At 61.6% G+C, this 21,575-nt stretch carries 15 protein-coding genes and 1 pseudogene; 8 read left to right on the forward strand and 8 right to left on the reverse strand.

The annotated features are described in order from the left end of the window. Window positions 1–18: 18 nt before the first annotated feature. The 5 genes from parE to RT21_RS04230 all read left to right on the forward strand — a co-directional run bounded on the left by parE (window position 19) and on the right by RT21_RS04230 (window position 6,564). Complete coding sequence (gene parE / locus RT21_RS04210) at window positions 19–1,905, forward strand: DNA topoisomerase IV subunit B (RefSeq protein ID WP_046161748.1); 1,887 nt, start codon at window positions 19–21, stop codon at window positions 1,903–1,905. Further along, window positions 1,902–2,882, forward strand: coding sequence for an esterase-like activity of phytase family protein (locus RT21_RS04215; protein ID WP_101152948.1), 981 nt, complete (start codon window positions 1,902–1,904; stop codon window positions 2,880–2,882). Before parE ends, RT21_RS04215 begins: the two co-directional genes overlap by 4 nt. Next, a complete protein-coding gene (locus RT21_RS04220; protein ID WP_046161750.1) occupies window positions 2,879–3,406 on the forward strand; it encodes a retropepsin-like aspartic protease family protein in 528 nt (175 codons plus the stop codon). The genes RT21_RS04215 and RT21_RS04220 overlap by 4 nt, the downstream gene beginning before the upstream one ends. Then, complete coding sequence (gene parC / locus RT21_RS04225; RefSeq protein ID WP_046161751.1) at window positions 3,403–5,652, forward strand: DNA topoisomerase IV subunit A; 2,250 nt, start codon at window positions 3,403–3,405, stop codon at window positions 5,650–5,652. Before RT21_RS04220 ends, parC begins: the two co-directional genes overlap by 4 nt. 219 nt (window positions 5,653–5,871) lie before the next feature. Beyond that, window positions 5,872–6,564 (forward strand): PqiC family protein, encoded by a 693-nt coding sequence (locus tag RT21_RS04230; RefSeq protein WP_046161752.1) that lies wholly within the window; start codon window positions 5,872–5,874, stop codon window positions 6,562–6,564. A 167-nt stretch (window positions 6,565–6,731) separates the two neighbouring features. Here the strand turns inward: RT21_RS04230 and RT21_RS04235 are convergent, their stop codons facing one another. After that, window positions 6,732–8,285: an AhpA/YtjB family protein gene (locus RT21_RS04235; protein ID WP_046161753.1), complete on the reverse strand. Its 1,554-nt coding sequence runs from the start codon at window positions 8,283–8,285 to the stop codon at window positions 6,732–6,734. Window positions 8,286–8,484: 199 nt separating this feature from the next. Here RT21_RS04235 and serB point away from each other — a divergent pair, with 199 nt between their 5' ends. Then, window positions 8,485–9,699 (forward strand): phosphoserine phosphatase SerB, encoded by a 1,215-nt coding sequence (gene serB / locus RT21_RS04240; protein ID WP_019340011.1) that lies wholly within the window; start codon window positions 8,485–8,487, stop codon window positions 9,697–9,699. A 51-nt stretch (window positions 9,700–9,750) separates the two neighbouring features. On the opposite strand, the gene RT21_RS04245 is transcribed toward serB, so the two are convergent. From RT21_RS04245 to RT21_RS04270, 6 genes are all read right to left on the reverse strand, one after another. Next, complete coding sequence (locus RT21_RS04245) at window positions 9,751–10,824, reverse strand: NAD(P)-dependent alcohol dehydrogenase (protein ID WP_046161754.1); 1,074 nt, start codon at window positions 10,822–10,824, stop codon at window positions 9,751–9,753. A 152-nt stretch (window positions 10,825–10,976) separates the two neighbouring features. After that, entirely contained in the window at window positions 10,977–13,043 is a 2,067-nt protein-coding gene (locus RT21_RS04250; protein ID WP_046161755.1) for a GGDEF/EAL domain-containing response regulator, read from the reverse strand. Window positions 13,044–13,104: 61 nt separating this feature from the next. Further along, window positions 13,105–14,925: a hypothetical protein gene (locus RT21_RS04255; RefSeq protein WP_046161756.1), complete on the reverse strand. Its 1,821-nt coding sequence runs from the start codon at window positions 14,923–14,925 to the stop codon at window positions 13,105–13,107. 152 nt (window positions 14,926–15,077) lie between these two features. Continuing rightward, window positions 15,078–15,980, reverse strand: coding sequence for an archaetidylserine decarboxylase (gene asd / locus RT21_RS04260; protein ID WP_046161757.1), 903 nt, complete (start codon window positions 15,978–15,980; stop codon window positions 15,078–15,080). 11 nt (window positions 15,981–15,991) lie between these two features. Further along, window positions 15,992–16,807: a rhodanese-like domain-containing protein gene (locus tag RT21_RS04265; RefSeq protein ID WP_046161758.1), complete on the reverse strand. Its 816-nt coding sequence runs from the start codon at window positions 16,805–16,807 to the stop codon at window positions 15,992–15,994. A gap of 43 nt (window positions 16,808–16,850) precedes the next feature. After that, entirely contained in the window at window positions 16,851–18,365 is a 1,515-nt protein-coding gene (locus RT21_RS04270; protein WP_046161759.1) for an HDOD domain-containing protein, read from the reverse strand. Window positions 18,366–18,535: 170 nt separating this feature from the next. On the opposite strand from RT21_RS04270, the gene motA reads away from it, so the two are divergent. After that, complete coding sequence (gene motA, locus RT21_RS04275; RefSeq protein ID WP_045424017.1) at window positions 18,536–19,387, forward strand: flagellar motor stator protein MotA; 852 nt, start codon at window positions 18,536–18,538, stop codon at window positions 19,385–19,387. An 8-nt stretch (window positions 19,388–19,395) separates the two neighbouring features. Continuing rightward, a pseudogene (motB, locus tag RT21_RS04280) lies at window positions 19,396–20,405 on the forward strand (flagellar motor protein MotB). A 35-nt stretch (window positions 20,406–20,440) separates the two neighbouring features. Here motB and rsgA read toward each other — a convergent pair. Then, the gene (gene rsgA / locus RT21_RS04285; protein WP_046161760.1) at window positions 20,441–21,472 is read right to left on the reverse strand and encodes a small ribosomal subunit biogenesis GTPase RsgA; all 1,032 of its coding nucleotides are present in this window, start codon (window positions 21,470–21,472) and stop codon (window positions 20,441–20,443) included. Between the last annotated feature and the right edge of the window lie 103 nt (window positions 21,473–21,575).

Genomic DNA, 21,575 nt, shown 5'->3' on the forward strand with positions numbered 1-21,575 from the left:
GGACATCACGAGACGCACATGTCTTATACCGCCGAAGCCATTGAAGTCCTCTCCGGCCTGGATCCGGTGCGCAAGCGACCAGGCATGTACACCGACACCTCGAGGCCCAACCACCTCGCCCAGGAAGTCATCGACAACAGTGTCGATGAAGCCTTGGCGGGCCACGCCAGCTCGGTCCAGGTGATTCTGCACCAGGATAATTCGCTACAGGTGATCGACGATGGTCGTGGCATGCCGGTGGACATCCATCCGGAAGAGGGGGTTTCGGGTGTCGAACTGATCCTCACCAAGCTGCACGCCGGCGGCAAGTTCTCGAACAAGAACTATCAGTTTTCCGGCGGTTTGCACGGCGTCGGTATTTCTGTGGTTAACGCGTTGTCGACCCGTGTCGAGGTGACCGTCAAGCGTGAGGGCAGCGAGTACCGCATGGCGTTCGCCGATGGCTTCAAGGCCAGTGAGCTGGACATCATCGGAACCGTTGGCAAGCGCAACACCGGCACCAGCGTGCATTTCTGGGCCGATCCCAAGTATTTCGACTCGCCGAAGTTTTCCATCAGCCGGCTCAAGCATGTGCTCAAGGCCAAGGCCGTGCTTTGTCCGGGACTGAATGTCAGCTTCGAGGATAAGAGCACCGGTGAGAAGACCGAATGGCACTACGAAGACGGCCTGCGCTCGTATCTCGTCGACGCCGTCAGCGAGTTCGCTCGGTTACCTGACGAGCCCTTCTGCGGCAGTCTGGCTGGCAGCAAGGAGGCAGTCGACTGGGCCTTGCTGTGGCTACCGGAAGGCGGTGACAGTGTCCAGGAAAGCTACGTCAACCTGATCCCCACCGCGCAAGGCGGCACCCACGTCAACGGCCTGCGCCAGGGGCTGCTGGATGCCATGCGCGAATTCTGCGAGTTTCGAAATCTTCTGCCGCGCGGCGTCAAGCTCGCGCCAGAGGACGTCTGGGAGCGGATCGCATTCGTGCTCTCGACGAAGATGCAGGAGCCGCAGTTTTCTGGTCAGACCAAAGAACGTCTGTCGTCGCGCGAGGCCGCTGCGTTTGTTTCTGGCGTGGTCAAGGATGCCTTCAGTCTCTGGCTCAACGCCCATCCCGAGCTGGGCTTGCAGCTGGCCGAGCTGGCTATCAGTAACGCCGGACGACGGCTCAAGGCAAGCAAGAAGGTCGAGCGCAAGCGTGTCACCCAGGGACCGGCACTGCCCGGCAAACTGGCCGACTGTGCCGGGCAGGATCCGGCGCGCTCCGAGTTGTTCCTAGTCGAGGGTGATTCCGCCGGCGGTTCCGCCAAGCAGGCGCGCGACAAGGAGTTTCAGGCAATCATGCCGTTGCGCGGCAAGATCCTGAATACCTGGGAGGTCGACGGCGGTGAGGTGCTGGCCAGTCAGGAGGTGCACGACATCGCCGTGGCCATCGGGGTCGATCCGGGCGCGGCGGACATCTCCCAGCTGCGCTACGGCAAGATTTGCATCCTCGCTGATGCTGACTCGGACGGTCTGCATATCGCTACGCTGCTCTGCGCGCTATTCGTTCGTCATTTCCGCCCGCTAGTGGATGCTGGTCATGTCTATGTGGCCATGCCGCCGCTGTACCGCATCGATCTCGGCAAGGATATTTTTTATGCGCTCGACGAAGCCGAGCGTGACGGCATCCTGGATCGCCTGCTGGCGGAAAAGCGCCGCGGCAAGCCGCAGGTAACGCGCTTCAAGGGTTTGGGTGAGATGAACCCGCCTCAGCTGCGAGAAACCACCATGGACCCTAACACCCGCCGGCTGGTGCAGTTGACGCTGGATGATTTCGACGGCACGCGCGAAATCATGGACATGCTGTTGGCCAAGAAGCGCGCAGGTGACCGCAAAAGCTGGCTGGAGTCCAAGGGCAATCTTGCGGAGGTGCTGCTTTGAGTGCTCGCTGGATGGCGCTGCTGGTCGCGCTGGCAGTGCCGTTTTCGGCCGCCGCCGCACCCGAACTGACAATGGTCAGCGAGCATCCCGTCGAAGGGATCGCTGCGGGTAATCTCTCCGGGCTGGCTTGGTGCGGTGATGCGCTCTGGGCGGTATCGGACCGAGAGGACAATGTGCTGTACCGCCTCGATGCTAGCGATACCGTCTGGCGGGCCGAGGCCGAGCGTTTTGAGTTGCCTCCCGTGCCGAATACCGGGCTGTCGTGGGGCGTACGTGTGCGCTCCGCCTTCACTGGCATGTTGCGCGGTGGAGAGATGGATTTCGAAGGCCTGAGCTGCGACAGCCTGGGCAATCGTTACCTGGTCAGCGAAGCGCATGCGGCGGTGCTGCGGGTCAGCCCGGCAGGCACTGCCGAGTGGCTCAGCTTGCCTGTTGCGGTGGTGCGCCAAGCGCGGGCCAGCGGAATGCTGCTCAAGTTCAACGCCATGTTCGAAGGCGTGACGGTCGATCCTGGCGCCGATCGGCTGTGGCTGGCGGCAGAGCACAGTCGCCGAGGTCTGATGGTGACCCATCGCAATCAGAACAGCTGGCGCTGTACCGGTGGTTGCGTACTGATGGTCGGCGGCGGACGCGATTCAACCCCGCCCGCGATGAATAAAGCCACCCAGCCGCGGCGTTTTTCCGGGCTCACGTTTCATAGCGATAAATTGTTCACGCTCGAGCCAGTGGCGCATCAGATCTGTCGCCGCAAGTTGGAAAACGGGGAGCGTGAGGCATGCTGGTCCTACGCGGACACGGCGATGGCTGAACCGCGCCGCTACGATACCCCGTATGGCAATGCCGAAGCGCTCTGGGTCGATGCGGAAGGTGTATGGGTCGGGATCGACAACAATGAGCTTACCCGTGCAGATGGCGAAAAGCGTCCCGTCGTCTGGCGCTTTGCCGCGCCCAAGGGTGGATGGAGTGCCAAGCAGTGAGCCAGCCTGCCGGGCGTCGTGCCGGGCGCATCATGCTGGTCCTGGCGTGGGGGGCGGGGCTGTTTCTGGCCACGCAGTTTTTCTCTGATTGGGAGCAGAGCCGTTTCAACCCCAATCGCGAGCCGGTGTCGGTTATCCAAGGCGAACGGATCGAGGTACACCTGGATAGCAACCTGCAGGGGCATTTTGTGGCCGATGGCCGAATCAATGGCGAGACAGTGACCTTTCTATTGGATACCGGCGCCACCGATGTTGCAGTTCCCGCCAAAGTGGGCGACCGCCTCGGCCTGCCTCGCGGTGCTCCGGTGATGCTGCAGACCGCCAATGGGCAGACCACTGGTTACCGCACCGTGCTGGACAGCCTGGCCCTTGGCGACATCCAGCTGCACGATGTACGTGCCATTGTGGCGCCCGGCTTTGGCGGTGAGCAGATATTGCTCGGCATGAGCGCCCTGAAACAACTCGAATTCACCCAGCGCGCCGGCACCCTGGTGCTGCGCCAACACGCCACGGATCGACCATGAGTGAAACTATCGACCTGAGCCTGGACGGCGTGGAGCGTCGCTCCCTTGCCGACTTCACCGAGCAGGCCTACCTGAATTATTCGATGTACGTGATCATGGATCGCGCACTGCCTCATATCGGTGACGGGCTCAAGCCGGTGCAGCGGCGCATCATCTATGCGATGAGCGAGCTGGGGCTGAACGCCGATTCGAAGCACAAGAAGTCGGCGCGTACTGTGGGTGACGTGCTCGGCAAATTCCACCCTCACGGTGACTCGGCCTGCTATGAGGCCATGGTGCTGATGGCCCAGCCGTTCAGCTATCGCTACACGCTGGTCGACGGTCAGGGTAACTGGGGCGCGCCGGACGATCCCAAGTCGTTTGCCGCGATGCGTTACACCGAAGCACGGCTGTCCCGCTACGCCGAAGTGTTGCTGGCCGAGCTCGGGCAGGGGACCGTGGAGTGGGTGCCTAACTTCGACGGCACCCTAAACGAGCCGGCAACCTTACCTGCGCGTCTGCCCAACCTACTGCTCAATGGCACCACCGGAATCGCAGTCGGCATGGCGACGGACGTACCGCCGCACAACCTGCGCGAAGTGGCCACCGCTTGCGTGCGTTTGCTGGATGATCCGAAGACCACCATCGAAGAGCTCTGCGAACATGTGCAGGGGCCGGACTACCCGACCGAGGCGGAGATCATCACGCCGCGTGCTGACCTGTTGAAAATTTACGAAACCGGCCGCGGTTCGGTGCGCATGCGAGCGGTTTATCGCGTCGAGGACGGCGATATCGTGGTCACCTCGCTGCCGCATCAGGTGTCCGGCTCCAAGGTGCTAGAGCAGATTGCCGCACAGATGCAGGCGAAGAAGCTGCCGATGGTGGCCGACCTGCGCGATGAATCGGATCACGAGAACCCGTGCCGGATCGTCATCATCCCACGCTCCAATCGGGTCGATGCCGACGAGCTGATGCAGCATTTGTTCGCCACCACCGAGCTTGAATCCAGCTACCGGGTCAACACCAACGTCATCGGGCTCGATGGCCGACCGCAGGTGAAAAATCTCAAGGTGCTGCTCAGTGAGTGGCTGACCTATCGCATCGGCACCGTGCGCCGTCGCCTGCAGTTCCGCCTGGACAAGGTCGAACGGCGCTTGCATCTGTTGGAAGGTTTGCTGGTCGCCTTTCTCAACCTCGACGAGGTGATCCACATCATCCGGACCGAGGATCAGCCCAAGCCTGTCTTGATGGCACGCTTCGAACTGTCCGAGCTACAGGCCGACTACATCCTCGACACCCGCCTGCGCCAGTTGGCTAGGCTGGAGGAAATGAAGATCCGCGGCGAGCAGGACGAGTTGGCCAAGGAGCGCGAGAAGCTGCTGGCACTGCTCGGCAGCGAAGCCAAGCTGAAAAAGCTGGTGCGCAAGGAACTGATCGCCGACGCCGAGACCTACGGCGATGACCGTCGCTCGCCCATTGTGGCGCGCGCCGAAGCCCGCGCGCTGTCGGAAAATGAACTGCTGCCCGCCGAGCCCGTCACCGTGGTGATCTCGGAGAAGGGTTGGGCACGCTGCGCCAAGGGCCACGATATCGACGCCACCGGGCTGTCGTACAAGGCGGGTGATGGCTTCAAGGCCGCCGCAGCTGGCCGTTCCAATCAGTACGCTGTGTTCATCGACTCGACCGGGCGCAGCTATTCGCTCCCGGCCCATTCGCTGCCCTCGGCGCGCGGCCAGGGCGAGCCGTTGACAGGCCGCCTGACGCCGCCACCCGGAGCCGGTTTCGAATGCGTCCTGTTGCCGGATGACGAGTCGCTGTACGTGATCGCGTCGGATGCTGGCTATGGTTTCGTGGTCAAGGGTGAGGATCTGCAAGCTAAGAACAAGGCAGGCAAGGCACTGGTGTCGCTACCGGCCGGTGCGCGAGTCGTCGCGCCGCGGCCGTTGAAAAGCCGCGATCAGGATTGGCTGGCCGCCGTCACGACCGAAGGGCGTCTGCTGGTGTTCCCGGTTCGAGACCTGCCACAGCTGGGCAAGGGCAAAGGCAACAAGATCATCGGTATTCCGGGTGATCGGGTCGCCAGCCGTGAGGAATATCTGACAGATCTCGCTGTGCTGCCGGAAGGGGGCACGCTGGTCTTGCAGGCTGGCAAGCGTACCCTTTCGCTGAAGAGTGATGATCTGGAACACTATAAGGGCGAGCGCGGGCGGCGGGGCAACAAGCTGCCGCGCGGCTTCCAGCGAGTGGACGCGCTGCTGGTCGAGTAAGTTGCTTGGCCGGAGAAGTCTAGAGGCTGGCTTCTGCTGGGCGTTTCGCGGAAGATAGCGGCCTTCCGATTTCTTCGATTTTGCATGGCGGCGCCGGTAATTGCCGACCACGTCGCCAGCCAAAGACAATCAGCACGGTGGCTGACGGTAAACGATGGCAGCGGCGCGGACAGGCGCCAGCCGCCTTACGCGTCGCCTAAGTCCAGTGCAAAGGTAGAGATGAACGTGCAACGCTTCACAACTGTTTTGCTACTTGCCTGTGCCAGCCTGACCGGCTGTGTCACCCAGCCTGTGCCAATGTATCGACTCGACAACGGCAACGTCGAAATGCCAGCGCAAGCGGCAGATGGCGCAGCAGTTCTGCTAGGGCCTGTCAAGCTGGCCGATTATCTGCAGCACGATGCCTTGCTGCAGCGGCTTCCGGACGGAAGCCTTGCCACAGACGGCCAGCAGGCGCGCTGGGCTGGAAGTCTACAAGGCGACATCAGTCAGCTGCTGTTACGCCAGTTGGCCTCGCGCTTGAAGACTCAGAGCCTGGAGCTGAGCCCTGGCAGCAAAGGCTTCACCCCTGAGGTACAGATCGAACTCGAGATCACCCGCCTGGACTCCGGCCCTCAGCATCCTGCTGTGCTGGAGGCGCAGTGGCGCCTGTTGGACGGGCAGGGTAAGCGCAAGAGCAGCCGGCTGGTTCGCTTGCAAGAGGCGCATCAAGGCAGCGCAACCGATCAGGTGCGTGCGCAGAGCCTGCTCCTGCAACGACTTAGCGAGATGATGGCGGGCGCGGTTGAGCCGATGACGGTGGCCAAGGCGCGCACCAAACACAGCGTCAACAAAGCGCCGAGCAAGCCCGCCGCTCCGGCAATCCCGGCGGTGGAACCGATCAGGACCGATCTGGAAGTGTTTCGCTTCTAAGCGATTTGCGCTGAAGCTTGCATGTCCGTTGACCGCGGCTGCCTCGAGTCACTGGGCAGCTGGAGCTAGCCTGCAATCGGTCCCGCCGACGCAACGCGGGTGCCGACTACAGCTGTGAGGTACGGACTCACGGGCAGTGAGGCAGGCCCGAAATATGATTGCCGGTGTCAGCTGATGCGGTTGCGCAGCTCATGCATGCGAGCGAGCTGACGCTCCAATAGTGACGGGTAAGGCTCGAGCAGTCGCTCGACGCAACAGGCGCCTTCTGGGCTCGCAATGGGACGGATACGTGCACGCTGGCGAATCAGGCTGTCTTCGCCAATCCCTTTTTCGACCAATAGCAGGTTGCGGCTGTGCTGTGACATGGCCAGCGCTGCTTGCGCGGGCTCGCTCAGAAGAAGGTCGCCCTGGCTAAGGTCGTACAGTCCTTCACCCTGGGTCAATCCAAGCTGCAGCTGTAGCGTGATACCGCTATCGGCCACTTCGATCTGCAACGCGTGCCCGAGCGCGCGCATCAGCTCGCCACAGCAGAGCGCGTGGGTCAGGTAGTTCTGTTCATCGTCCTGGCTGTGAAACAGCATCAGGCTGCTGCCATCGTTGAGCGTATGCAGTTCGGCCTGATACAGGGTCGCGGCCTGCTGCAGGCAGTCACTATAGCGCTGCAGGAGCTCGGTAAGCCGCGCGCGTGGCAGACGGCGCAATTGCTCTTGGGCGCCGAGCTGAATCGCCAACACGCCACTTTTGCCTGAAATGGCTGGGGCTGCGGGAATGATCGTTGCCGGAGCTTGGGCAGGCGCAGGCTGCGGTTTGGGCTCATCGAATGGAGGATCGTCGTCGAAGTCGTCGTCGAATGACTCATCGGTAGCATGATCGTCGGTGGCCAGACTCTCAGCCGATTCGTCGAGATGGTCCCGAAGATCCACGTCGGAACGGTCGTACTCTTTGACCGCAGCCGGGGCAGGCACCTCGAAATGTGCCGAATAGAGATCCTGCATGCTGTCGTCCAGCTCGATTTCCGGCTCTGGCTTTTCTGGCACCAGGCGTGCCTGCAGCTGCCGCGCCAATTCACCAATTTCATCTTGCCGGCCTGCGCCAGGCGCTGGGTCATCGGGGTCGCGCAACCACAGGCGCAACTGCATCAGGGGTAGGGACAGCTGCCGGCCCAGGCGCATGCTGAGCGTCAGGGTTAGCGCTAGCAGGATAAGACTGAGCAACCCCATGCTTTGCAGGCTGATAGTCATTGGCTGCTGGAACTGCTGCATGTCGAGGCTGATACGCAGATGTCCGGCTATCACCTCCTGAAAACTGATGGGAGTGGAATAGAGGCCTTCCTCGTCGCCCAGCAGACTTCGCTGCGGGCGGGTGCCCGACTCCGCCAGCACGCGGTTGTCGACACTATAGATCGCCGCGTGCGCGACCAGCGGGTTCTTCACCAGGTTGCTCAGCAGGACATTGAGGCTAAGGATATCGTTGGCCACCAGCAGATCCGTCGCCGAGGCGGCCGTCTGGGTGATCAGGCTTTGGCCAAGGGCATCGGCCTGCTGCTCCATCGCATGCTTGAATTGCATGCCCATGACCCAGGCGTAGATGATCAAGGCCAGCGCGACGAGCAGTAGCGTGTGGCTGGCTACCCGCAGAACCAGCGGAACACGACGCTGGCGCAATGCACGATAGATCAGCAGGAAGAAATTGTCGGGCTTGACGGATGCGGGCCGGTTCACAGAGCGCGGCTCTACTCTTTAGGAAAGTGGCGCGCAGTATACGGAAAGCGCTGTGGGGGCTAAAGGTCGCTCGGTCAAAGCAGACGAATTGCAGACGCGCCAAAAGCAAATGTGGATTGGAGACTGGTGCGTCGCTGCAGCGTTCAGCTGCAGTCCTGCTGATATAGAATGCCCGTCTTCTTTGCATAGGAGCTACGCCTTGCGCGAAATCGTCCTGATTAACATCACCGGGGAAGACCGCCCTGGGCTGACCGCGGCAATCACCGGCGTACTCGCTCAAGGTGGTGTGAATATCCTGGATATCGGTCAGGCCGTGATCCACGACACCCTGTCGTTCGGCATTCTGGTGGAAATACCTGATACCGAACGTGCCTCTTCTGTACTCAAGGATGTGTTGTTCATGGGTTACAAACATGACCAGCAGGTGCGCTTCACACCCGTCGCGGAGGCGGATTACCAGCAGTGGGTGGCCGGGCAGGGTAAGCCCCGGCACATTGTTACCCTGTTGACCCGTAAGGTGACTGCCGAGCAGTTGCAGCGGGTCAGCTCGATCACCGCCAAGTACGGCCTGAACATTGACCACATAGACCGTCTTTCGGGCCGCCAGCCACTGGACATGCCGGAAGAGCTGGGCAAGGGTTGCATCGAGTTTTCGGTTCGCGGCGAGCCTGCCGATACCGCAGCGCTGCGCGCTGAGTTTCTCAGCGTGGCGCAGGAGCTCAACGTCGACATCGCTTTTCAGCGTGACTCGGTTTTCCGTCGCAATCGCCGGCTGGCGGTGTTCGACATGGACTCGACGCTGATCGAGGCGGAAGTCATCGACGAGTTGGCCAAGGTGGCAGGCGTTGGCGATCAGGTTTCGGAGATCACCGAACGTGCGATGCGCGGCGAGCTGGACTTTCGCGCGAGCTTCCGGGAGCGCCTGGCATTGCTCGAAGGCCTAGAGGAGCGCGCATTGGCAGAGGTGGGCGCCCGGCTCAGGCTCACTGAAGGCGCTGAGCTGCTTTTCGCCGAGCTAAAACGCCTCGGCTACAAGACAGCCATCCTGTCAGGTGGCTTCACCTATTTTGCAAAACAGCTGCAAGCCAGACTGGGCATCGATTACGTCTACGCCAACGAGCTAGAGATTGTCGATGGCAAGCTCACCGGTGTCGCTCAGGAGCCCATTGTCGACGCACAGCGCAAGGCCGATCTGCTCCGCGAGCTGGCTGAGCGGGAAGGCTTGAGGCTGGAGCAGACCATCGCCGTTGGCGACGGCGCCAATGACCTGCCGATGCTTGGATTGGCGGGGTTGGGTGTCGCCTTTCGCGCCAAACCACTGGTCAAACAGTCGGCCAAGCAGGCGATCTCGACACTGGGGCTGGACGGGATTCTCTACCTGCTTGGCTTCCGGGATCGTGAAGGAACGGAATAAACAGGCTGGAAGCTGAGCGGTTGAGGCTTTAGCTTCCAGCTAAGGCTTGCCTTATGGCTTTATCGCCACTTTGAGTACCCCGTCGCGCTGATTGGCGAACAGCTCATAGGCGCTGGTGATGTCGTCGAGGGCGTAATGATGGGTCACCAAAGGGGCAAGGTCTACCCGTCCCGAGGCCACCACGTTCAGCAACCGCCGCATCCGTTCCTTCCCTCCTGGACACAGCGAGGTGACGATCTTGTGGTCGCCGAGACCTGCATGGAAGGCACCAAGCGGAATGGTGAGGTCGGCTGAATACACGCCCAGGCTAGACAACGTGCCGCCAGGCTTGAGCACGCGTAAGGCGCTCTCGAAGGTGGACTGTTGCCCAAGTGCTTCGATGGAGGCGTCAACGCCCCTGCCACCGGTGAGCCGGAGAATTTCCTCGACTACATCCGTTTGTTTGAAATTCAACGTCACGTCAGCACCCATTTGCCGTGCAATGTCCAGGCGCGCATCGACACCGTCGACGGCGATGATCATCCCGGCACCCCGCAGGCGTGCCCCGGCGGTGGCGCAGAGACCGATCGGTCCCTGGGCGAAGATGGCCACTATGTCGCCGATTTTGATCTTGGCGGCTTCGGCGCCGGCGAATCCGGTGGACATGATGTCGGGGCACATCAGCACCTGCTCGTCGGTTAGCCCGTCGGGGACCGGCGCCAGGTTGCCCTGAGCGTCCGGGACCAGTACGTACTCGGCCTGGGTGCCGTCGATGGTATTGCCGAATCGCCAACCGCCCATCGCCTTGTAGCCGTGGCAGGCACAGCCGCCGTCCTGAGAGGAAAGGCCGTCCTGGCTGGCATAGGAGGAGAAGTTTGGACAAATCGCACCGGCGATGACGCGCTGGCCTTCCCGGTAGCCCTGTACGTTGCTGCCTAGCTTCTCTATCACGCCCACGGGTTCGTGGCCGATGGTCAGGCCGGGGGCAACGGGATACTCGCCCTTCAGAATATGCACATCGGTGCCGCAGATGGTCGTGGTGGTGATACGCACCAGGGCGTCGTTGGGGCCGACGTCGGGGATAGGTTTGTCAACAAGCTCGATTCGGCCGGGTTCGACGAACGCGGCGGCTCTCATCATGGTCATGACGCATCCCTCGCAGGCTAGGTCAGAACACTCTAGTCCAAGCAGGGCGGTCGGAGCTGACAGAGATCAAGTCCCGCGGGGACGCGCGGGCGTCGACGAGGTCTTTTCGCCGTGGCGATTCGACCGACCGATGGAGCCGCTGCGGCTGGGGATCAATCTTCGTCGGAGGAAAAGTTGTAATCCATCGACTGGCTCGGGCCCTGCAGGTACTGGCCCTGGATATAGCCGACACCCGCCTGCCAGAGCGTGGCCAGGACGGTGGCGCTGTCTACGAAGGGCACAATGGTCTGCTTGGCCTGTTCATGGAGCTGTGCCAGGAGCTGTTTGAGCGCTTCCTGATTCTCCTGGCGGCTCAGGTCCTGGGTATAGGAGCCATCGATCTTCACGAAATCGGCGTTGAGGTGCTTGAGCGTATTGAGCGGATTCAGCACACAGCCGAACTGGTTCAGGGCGACGCGGCAGCCGAGCCCGGCAAGCCCCTGGGTGAGCGCCTTGGCCTGCCTCAGGTAAGCGACGGCGTCGTTTTCGTCAAGTTGGAAAACCAGCGAGTCGGGCGGCAGCTTGGAAGCCTTGAGTGCGACGCCAAGCCAGCCAAGAAGTGATGGGTCCTGCAGGCTGGGTCCTGACAGGTGAACCATCAGCCTCGTGCTGTGGCCCTTGTTGCGGTGTTCGGCGAGCAGTTTGATCGAGTTAAGCAGTACCCAGCGATCAATCTTGGTGGCCAGCCCTGCCTCTTTAGCGGCATCGAGAAACTCTCCCGGCGGAACCTCGGTGCCCTCTGGGTCGAGCAGACGCAATAGCACTTCGTAGTGTTCGTGGCTATCGCCGCGGAGGCTGATGATCGGTTGGAACAGCAGGCGGAAGCTGTTCTTTTCCAGCGCCTGTTGCAGCATGGCGAGCACGTTGCCGCGGCTAGCGGCGGCTGCAAGTTCGCGGGCCGGATCGTAGGTTCTCAGGGCGTTGCCATCGGTCAGCTCTTCGGCGCAGCGGTGGGCGCGGTCAATCACGTCCCGAGCTTTCGCAGTCTGTTCGTCGAGGGCGGCGACCCCGATACTCAGGCTGGTCTGAATGGTGCGGCCGCCGACATCGAAAAGATGCCCTTCGACCTTGCGTAGCAACTCGGTCAGGGGTTGTTCGAGTTGCTTTGGCGTGGCCTCTGCCATGAGTACCGCGAACGCATCGTCACCGAAGCGTGCCAGTTCCGCCTGCTCCGTAAACTGCGCGCGAAGCAACTGCGCCAATTCGGCCAGCAAGCGATCCGAATCGCCCAGGCCGATCTCGGCTTGCAGGCTGGCGAAACGATCGATGCGGATGTAGGCGAGGCTAGAACTCTTTCCGGCGTTTACGGCGCGCTCGACCGCGCCGTCCAGCGACTCAAGGAAATGGTTGCGGTTGTAAAGACCGGTCACCAGATCCTGGCTGCTGATCTCGCGCAGCTTTTTCAGCTCGGCATTGTCGCTTTCTGCGCGAATGACAGCCTGGATGCACGGCTCGCCATCGTAGCTGGCAGGCGAAAAGTGCATGCTTGCCTTGAAGCTGCTGCCGTCAGCGCGAATTCCGCCGCAGACCAGCTCGGCGCTGCCCTGCAGGCTTTGATAGTTCTTCAGAAAGCCTTTGAACTCGCCCTGATCACAGGAAGCGATCAGGTCAATCATTGGCATGCCTTCGAGTTCTTCAACATCCTCGTAGCCAAACAGCTCCAGATAGGCCCGGTTGGCGTAGATATGCATGCCGTCGTGGACATAGGCAATTGCATCCACCGAACTCTCCAGCAGCAGCTGACAGCGCTTTTCGGCTTCGCGTAGTGCCAGTTCGGAGGAGCGGCGTGCACGACGCTCCTCAAGGTTTGCCAATTCCCTGCTCGCGACCAGGATCAGCCACTCGTCCTCGCCCTGCGGCAGCGCGCCCTGAGCGCCCAAGGTGAGGGCTTCGGTAATCGCATCGGTGTCGTTGCCCTCGATAAGCTGGATGACCGGAATATCCTTGGCTTGCTTGCGAATGGCGCTGATTGCTTCGCTAGGATCGAGGTTGACGCTGGACGGCGCATTGATCAGAAGATCCCAGGTCTGCTGCAGTGCATCGGCTAAGTCTTCGCTGGAGGTCAAGCGATGAACGCGCGTCGCCTGGCCCGCGTTACGAAACAGGCTGACCAGTCGCTCAGCTTCATTCTGCGAATCCTCGAGGATCAGCAGGCGGATGGTTTTCTTTTGCGGGGCCATGGCTGCAGCTTTAGAACGCGCCGTAGAGGGGCGTGAAGGCTAAAAAACGGTGTTCGGCAATCTACAGCGTGTTCCAGAGCGAGTCAAAATCTTCACCCCTTGAAGTCGCCTGGGTGCCCCGCGCTGTGATCGGCGTCTCCTGGGGGGAGACGGTGAGGCCCACCAACTGATACTCGAACTGGCTATAGCTGCTGGTGCCGGCCTGCCGGCGAAAGAGCATCGCGCGGTGCTCGTCACCGTTCTGGTTGATCTGCACTTTCTGACCTTCTTGGAAGGGCAAACGGGGGACGATCAGCGTAGCCGGACGCGAGACCACGCTGATTTCCGGCAGGAGCAGGGCGCGCAGGTATTCGCTGCCCTGATCGGTTTTGCGCAGCAGGCGAAGTCCGCAGGGCTGTGCTTGGGGCGCGATGAGTTCAACGCCCATCTGCGGCCCGCTGCCGCGGACCTGACGGACCCAGCGTACCACTGCGACGCTCCAGGTCTGGCTGGTGGCGTCCTGCAGGCCGAGCAGCTCGCCAGCCTGGAGTTGGGCCGGGACCTCGCCCGGCCAGGACAGGCAGTAACCGCCTGGGCTCTGGTCGACCCTTTGCACTTCGAATGTTGAAAATGGGCTATCGGCTTTAGGTTGTGCGGCCTCGTCTTCCTCGATCGCCTTGGACGGTGCGGTAACCGGGCGGACGAACTCAATGTGGTCCTCTTCTGGAAGTCGCTCCTCTTCAACGACCACCTGGGCGTCGAACGCCACGGACCAGACGTCAGGTGCGGCATTGTTCAGCTTGAACACAGCTGATCGAGTCGCGTCAGGGCGTTTCAGCAGCTCGCCGAACGGGCGCTGGCCTGCCAGGTAGTAATGCAATGCGCTCATGCCGATGCACAGGGTCATCGACCCTTTTGTCGGGGCGCGTTGAAAGCTGCGCTCGGAGATGTCACCCCAGGCGGCAATCAAATGCTGCAATAGGTCCGGATTCAACCCTTCGGGGATGGCGAGCGTTTTATTCTCGGTGGCTGGCAACTGCAGGTGCGACTGGATGGCTTTGACCAGAGCATGCGGGTCAATGCCGAGCAGATCGGAGCGTTCGTTGGCGGGAAACATCGATCGATAGCGCGGTGGACCATCGATGCGTGGGGACACGCCGAACAGGCTGGTCGGCCCCAACCCAGCCTGCAGCTGGACCAAGGCGCTCCAGGGTTCGAGCAGTTGTGCGAGTTGGCCGATACCTTGCTGCCGCATCTGGTTGCAGCGGGCGCTGCCCAGCATCAGCGCAACGATGTAGCTCTGTTCCGTACTGAGGCCGGGAACCTGATAGCACAATTCGTCCTGCACGAGGGTGCGGTGTATGCCTTGGGCGACGGCTATTGCGTACAGCTGATGCAGCTCCAGCCACAGGCCATCAGGCGTCGGGCTGTAGAGCTGGGTGGAGCGTACGAGCATTGCGCAAAGGCTGCGGATGGCCCGCTGCAGGGCAATGGTGAGCAACTGCAGGCGGTCACGTCCAGTCTGTGGGGCCAGCTCGGCGGAGATCAATTTGTAGCCAATCGCGAGATGGTTGTGCAGTGCTTGGCACAGGCTAGCCACTTTGCGCGGGCGTTCGCCGAGCACGATAGGCTGGTTGATGAAGTAGCGTTCCAGCTCCCGGCAGACGAAATGGATTTCTGGTCGCAGTAGCTCGAGCAGCTGCAATCGGTTCGCCGCGGTCGTGCGAAGCTGATTGAGCTCGCGCATGGCCTGGTACAGCTGTCGCGCGGTCTCGCCGAGGTTCGCCTTAGGCAGGCCGGAAAGCCAGCGTCTGACGCCGCGCACGTTGGGTTCGCAGAAGGATAACTCCTGGCAATTCGGCGTCGACACACGCAACAGTAATGGCTGGCTCTGGTTATCCAAGCGATAAACTCCGTGGCATGCCTGCAGCCGTACCACCAACGGCGGTGGTGAACTGGGGAGGCCCGCCACGCCGTGATATCAATATGCAATCGTTGCAAGCAATCATAGCGAACCCGGAGCAATTGGCCAGCGTCCGCCGACCATTGGCGGTGTCAGACCTGAGGTGAGACCGGTGGCGGCGCCACGATGTCACCCTCCGACTTCGCCTGGCCCAGCCCTTCCCCCATGCGGACCGGCGTCAAGGCCCCCAAGTGTTCAGCCCAGCTGACCCGGTCCGGTCCAAACAGCAGGATCACAGTGGAGCCGAGCTTAAAGCGGCCCATTTCCGCCCCTTTCTCCAGCCGTATGGGTGCCCGCGCTGCTTCGTCATAGTGAAAGGTCTTGAGCGAGCGCTTGGGCGGCGTAACCAATCCGGCCCACACGGTCTCGATGCTGGCGACGATCATTGCGCCGACTAATACCATGGCCATTGGCCCGTGTTCGGTATCGAACAGGCAGACCACCCGCTCATTGCGAGCGAACAACTCCGGGACGCCTTCAGCGGTGACGGTGTTCACCGAGAAGATGCGGCCCGGTATGTAAACCATCTCCCGCAGGGTGCCGGTCAGCGGCATATGCACCCGATGATAGTCCTTGGGCGATAGGTATACGGTGGCGAAGTCTCCACCCATGAAGGGCGCGGCACGTTGGTGATCGCCGCCGAGCAGTTCCATCACGCTGTAGGTGTGACCCTTGGCTTGAAAGATCCGCCCTTGCTCGATCTTGCCGAGCTGGCTGATGGCGCCATCGCAGGGGTTGAGGACCGCAGCGGGTGTCGGATCGAGTGGGCGAGCGCCGTCTTTCAATGCGCGGGTAAAGAAGGCATTGAAATGTTCGAAAGCAGTCGGCTCTTCGATCTGTGCTTCGTGCATCGGCACGCCAAAATGACGAATGAACGCCTTGATGAACGTGTTTTTCAGCCAGGGCAGGCGGCACTCGGCGAGGCAGCCGGCGAGGCGCGAAATCAGATGATGTGGCAGCAGATACTGGCTTAATACAAACAAGCGATCTTTCATGGATAACCTTTTCATTGCTGGATCGGGGTGTCGGGTAGATTGCCCCATTCGCCCCAGGAGCCAGGGTATCCCTTGACGCGCGGATAGCCCAATGCCTTGGCCAGCAGGTAGGTGAAGCCGGAGCGATGATGCGTCTGGCAGTGGGTGACAATTTCTTTGTCGGCGGTGATGCCGAGCGCTTCCAGCCGTTCAGCGATGTCTTCGCGGATGCGCATGGCGCGTGCCGGGTCCATGGCTGCGGTCCACTCGAAGTTGATTGCGCCGGGGATATGCCCCGCGCGCGCTGCGAGCACTTTCTCGCCGCGATACTCTTCCGGCGAGCGTGCATCCCAGATCACCAGGTCGGCGGCACCGAGCCGGCTTTCGAGATACTCGCGGGTCGCGCTAGGGGTTTCGTCCAGCTGTAGGGGGACCGGGCCGCCTGCAGCGACAGGGCTGTCTTGCGACAGGGGGCGCTGTTCTGCCAGCCAGGCGTGCAACCCGCCGTTCAGGTAGTGGTAATTGGAATGGCCGATGACATCAAGCAGCCAGATGAATCGGCCGGCCCAGCCGCCCCCTTCGTCGTCGTACACCACATAGACAGCGTCGGCACGATGCCCCAGCGCGCCAAATAGTGCTTCCAGCTGAGGCTTGCCGGGCAGTTGCCCCGGCGCCGGTGGTTGGCCGAGCTGAGTCTGCTTGGGATCAACGAAGCGAGCGCCAGGCACGTGGCCCTCGGCGTAGCGGGCCGCACTGGTCAGGTCGACCAGAATCAGCTCGGGAGCATTCAAGCGCTCGGCCAGATCGGCCGGTTCGATTACCAGCGGCAGGGTGGAAAAGGCGGACACGGCAAGCCTCGAACGGACAGAAAGGAGCAGTCTAGCGAAAAAATCAGCGGGCGCGTTTGCTGAACGTCGCCAGGGCGCGCTCGATGCACTGGACCGTCTTGGTGAAGGCCTGCAAACCCGTCTCACTGAAAGCGGTGTTGTTCTGATCGACCACCAGCAGCATCACCACGCGATCTTCCAGGCCGACGGAGCGCAACAGGACGTGTTCGCTGGGGAACAGTGCTTTCAGTGCGCCGGGCAACAGCGCTGTGAATTGGGCGAGGTTATCCGGCTTGAGCCGTAATAACGCCGGTTTTTCCAGCAATCTGCGCAACACCTGGCTTTGCTCGGGATCGAGCGTCAGCCGGGCTGCTTCGTTTGGCAGTCCGTCGGCCTGCTGACTGACCAGGCGCTGTTGCTTGCGATCTACCATCAGCAACAGTACGCGCTGCATGCCCGAGCAGGTCAGTGCTTTGCAGGCGGTCGCCGTAAGTTGGAGCACATTGTCGAAGGGGCAGGGATCGCTGAGCAGCTCGCGGCAATGCTCGCGCCATCGGGTCAAGGTTTCGGTGTCGGGCAGCTTCGCGGCCTTTTCCACCTGGAAGGTGCTTTCCCATGGCCAGAGTAGCCCCTGGGCCGGATGCCAGAGATCGGTTGGCCCGATCGCACGGGCGCTGGCCGCCGCTTGCTGATGCGTCATCTGCTGCAGTTCGGCGAGAGGCACCTGCAGGTAGAGTCCAGCGAGCCGCTGCCAGCGCAGGCTATGGATGCCGCTCCAGCTGTGATGTGCCGAAAGTGCCAGACCGTTTGCGAGCAGGATGGTGTTGCTTGGTAAGGTGAGCCAGCGACGCAGCGTAGGGTCGGCGTCGAGCATCTGTTGCTGGTGCAAGGGGTGTTCATTATCGCGGGCGATGTGCAGTGCCTTGATCAGCATGCGCCGGTGCTCGTTGAGGAGCCGGTAGCCTTGGGCAATCCAGCCGGGCAGCCCCCAGTGTTCGGCGGTGGCGATGCAGAGCTCCAGCAACGAGACGCCCAGCAACGATTGCTCGACCTGGCGGGCGGGTTCGCATTTGACCAGTACGCGTTGCTCCCAGGTCTCCAACAGTTCCGGGTGCGCGGCGATCAGCGCCCACGCCGGCGAAAGAAACAACAGGCTGCTCCAGTGGATTTCCTGCCAGAGTCGCGCCAAGCGTGAAGCAAACAATCCGTTAGCCTGCTGGCTGGCGTGGCTACTGATCAACATCAGCTGCCGTAACGGCGCCGGGATATCGTTTGGCTGAGCGGCTGGCACTTTGGCAAACAGGGCTTCGGCGCGCTTCAGGCCGATGCGGCTGAGCGCAACCTCAAGGCTCTCGGCCGGTTTGTTGGTCGATCCGGCGCTGCGGTTGGCTTCGCGGATCACGGTAAGTGCAAGGACCGGACTTTCCTGTATAAGGTCCGAAATCTCGCGCATGGATAAGCTACTGTCGCCCAGTGCCCGTTGAACACGCGCATAGGGACCGGCAGCCGCTGGCAGGACAACGGCGTCCAACGTCTTGAGCCAGGCTGCAAGCGTGCGGGGGTATGGTGTCGTAGTCATGGCGCCGCCGAACTAGCATTTCATCGGGATGGCCTTTAGTCTGGCGCAAAAGTTCCGATAACCAGAACAATTCTTTTCATCTGCCCTTCCGCCTGACCCCAATCGAGATCGTGCGATGTCGCACGGCTTGTTTCAGGTGCCCTAAGATCGGGTTTTAGACGTACCTACCTATGGCAAAAATAATCGGCATTATTGTGGTAATCGCCAGTGTTCTTGGCGGTTTCATCCTGTCCGGCGGCAAGGTTGCCGCGCTGATCCACCCGTTCGAGGTGATGATCATCGGTGGTGCCGCACTTGGCGGCTTCCTGCAGGCGAACCCCGGCAGCACGACCAAAATCGTGTTCAAGAAGTCGCTGCAGATGTTTGGCAACCGCTTTACTCACAAGTACTACCTGGAAGTGCTGGGGATGCTCTACGAGGTCCTCAACAAGAGTCGCCGTGAGGGCATGATGGCCATCGAGGCCGACATCGAAGATCCCGCAGCCAGTCCTATATTCAGCAAGTATCCGGCAATTCTGAAGGACGAGCGGATGACCGCCTTCGTCTGCGATTATCTGCGCATCATGTCGTCCGGCAACATGGCTCCGCACGAGCTGGAAGGGCTGTTCGATATGGAGCTCAACGGTCTCAAGGAAGAACTCGAGCATCCGTCTCACGCTGTGGCGAAAATCGCCGATGGCTTGCCCGCGATGGGAATCGTGGCCGCGGTGCTGGGCATCGTGATCACCATGTCGGTGCTCGCTTCGGCAACCAACGCGGAGATTGGTGAGAAGGTCGGTACGGCCCTGGTAGGTACCTTCCTCGGTATTCTGGCGTCCTACGGTTTCTTCGGCCCGCTGTCGGCGGCACTCGAGCACGACGCCAAGGAAGAACTGAATCTGTACGAGGGCATCAAGGCGACCCTGGTGGCCTCCGCGTCGGGAATGCCGCCGACGCTGGCCGTTGAGTTTGGCCGCAAGGTCCTGCTGCCGGCGCACCGTCCGAGCTTCGCTGAGCTTGAACAAGCGATGCGTGGTAGCTAAGCGCAATCATGGACAATACCCAACCAATCATCGTCAAGCGGATCAAGAAGGTCGCCGCGGGCCACCACGGTGGCGCTTGGAAGATTGCCTTCGCCGACTTTGCGACCGCCATGATGGCGTTCTTTATGGTGATGTGGCTGATGTCCTCGGCCACGCCCGAACAGAAACGTGCGATTTCGGGCTATTTCCAGGACCCGATTGGCTTCACTGAAAGCGCCAGTCCGCATGTGATCGATCTGGGCGGTACCCCAACGCCTGCGCCGGACCGTACGCTCAACGACGTCGTCGATCCGGCAGTGCAGCAGACCGACGCGGCGATGGATGCGGAGCAGGCGGAAACCTTCGCCGAGCAGTTGGAGCGCGAACGTTTGGATCTTCTGCTTCAAGAGTTGCAAAACAAGGTTGACGAAAATCCGGAGCTGACCCGCTTCAAGGACCAGATCCTGTTCGAGATCACTCAGGACGGCTTGCGCATCCAGATCATGGATGCGGCCAATCGTCCTATGTTTGCCCTAGGCAGTGCCCAGTTGCAGCCGTACTTCGAGGATATTCTGCTGGCCATGGCCGATACCATCCGTGCGGTGCCGAACAAGATCAGCGTCAGCGGGCACACCGATGCCAAGCCCTATTCTGGGCGCGGCGAATTTGGTAACTGGGAGTTGTCGGCAGGGCGGGCCAATGCGGCTCGGCGCGCCTTGGTTGCGGGTAGCTATCCAGAGGAACAGATTGCCCGGGTGGTGGGCTATGCCTCTTCGGCCTTGTTTGATCGGGAGGACCCGTTGAATCCCGTCAATCGCCGCATCGATATCCTGGTTTGACCAAGAAAGCGCAGCGCGATATCGAGGGTGAGCAGTCGGACGCGACGGGGAAAGACGCAGCGTCAGAGCCCACCTCCGCAGGCGATACATCGGCGCCCTCGGCAGCGCCTTCCGCGCCGCTGCAAGCACCGCAGTTGCGCGAGCGACTGAACATCTTCGAGGACGGTGTGCTGCAATTCGACCAGCCTGGCGGTAACTGAGCCGGGCGGCTCAACCGCGTCTGGTCAAGCAAATGTCAGTAGTCGGCTTCCGGTAGGCTACTGATGATATGTCGGTAACTGGCCATGCGTTGTGGCTGGATTTGCCCCTGCTCCAGTGCCTTGAGCAAAGCGCAGCCCGGCTCGCGGTCATGCTTGCAGTCGCGGAAGCGGCAGTGACCCAGCAGGTCCTGGAACTCGATGAAGCCGGCCTCGACATCAGAGCGGCTTACGTGGCCCAGGCCGAATTCGCGGATGCCCGGGGAGTCGATGAGCTCGCCACCGCCGGGGAAATGAAACAGCCGCGCGGTCGTGGTGGTATGCGTCCCCTTGCCGGTCATCTCTGACAGCGCACCCACCCGGGTGTCGACGCCAGGCAAAAGGCTGTTCACCAGCGACGATTTGCCCACCCCGGACTGGCCGACGAACACGCTGACGTGCCCGTCGAGGCGCGCTTGCAGCGCCTCCATGCCTGCGCCGTCATGCGCGGACACCTCCATCAGGGGATAGCCCAGGGTGCGGTAGACCGCCAGCAGGGCGTTGAGTGCACCTTCGTTCTGGGCATCAATCAGGTCTGCCTTGTTCAGCAGCAACAGCGGCGTGATCCCGGCATGCTCGGCTGCGATCAGGTAGCGGTCGATGAGATTGGCGTGCGGCTCCGGCAACGGGGCGAAAACGATGACGATCAGGTCGACGTTGGCGGCCACTGGCTTGAGCTGACCGCGAGTGTCTGGCCGGCAGAGCTCGGACTGACGCGGCAGTTGCGCAACGATTACACCGATGCCCTGGTTGCCTGGACGCCAGACCACTCGATCGCCGGTCACCAGCGCTGGCAGGTTTGCACGCAGGTGGCAGCGGAACACCTGGCCGCAGTGCTCGCCTTCCTGAGCCTCAACTTCAACCTGCACGCCGAAGTGAGCGATGACCAGGCCGGTCTGTTCCGGGCCGAGATCGCCGCCCTCGAGCTCTTCCACTGTGCGCGATTCCCGCCGCGCCGCGCGTGTGGCGCGTTCTTCCTGGATCTTCTCGATGCGCCAGCTTTGCCGGCGGTTGAGTTGGCGTTTGGCCATTGCGTGGGTGCCCAGGTATGAAAAGAGGGCGAGTCTAACATGCCCGTGAGTACAGGCTGCGGGCCTGTTTTTGCTGGGCTTTTGGCCGGTAGACTAGACCGTC

It is taken from the genome of Pseudomonas sp. 10B238, from assembly GCF_000970615.1.
Lineage (GTDB): Bacteria > Pseudomonadota > Gammaproteobacteria > Pseudomonadales > Pseudomonadaceae > Stutzerimonas.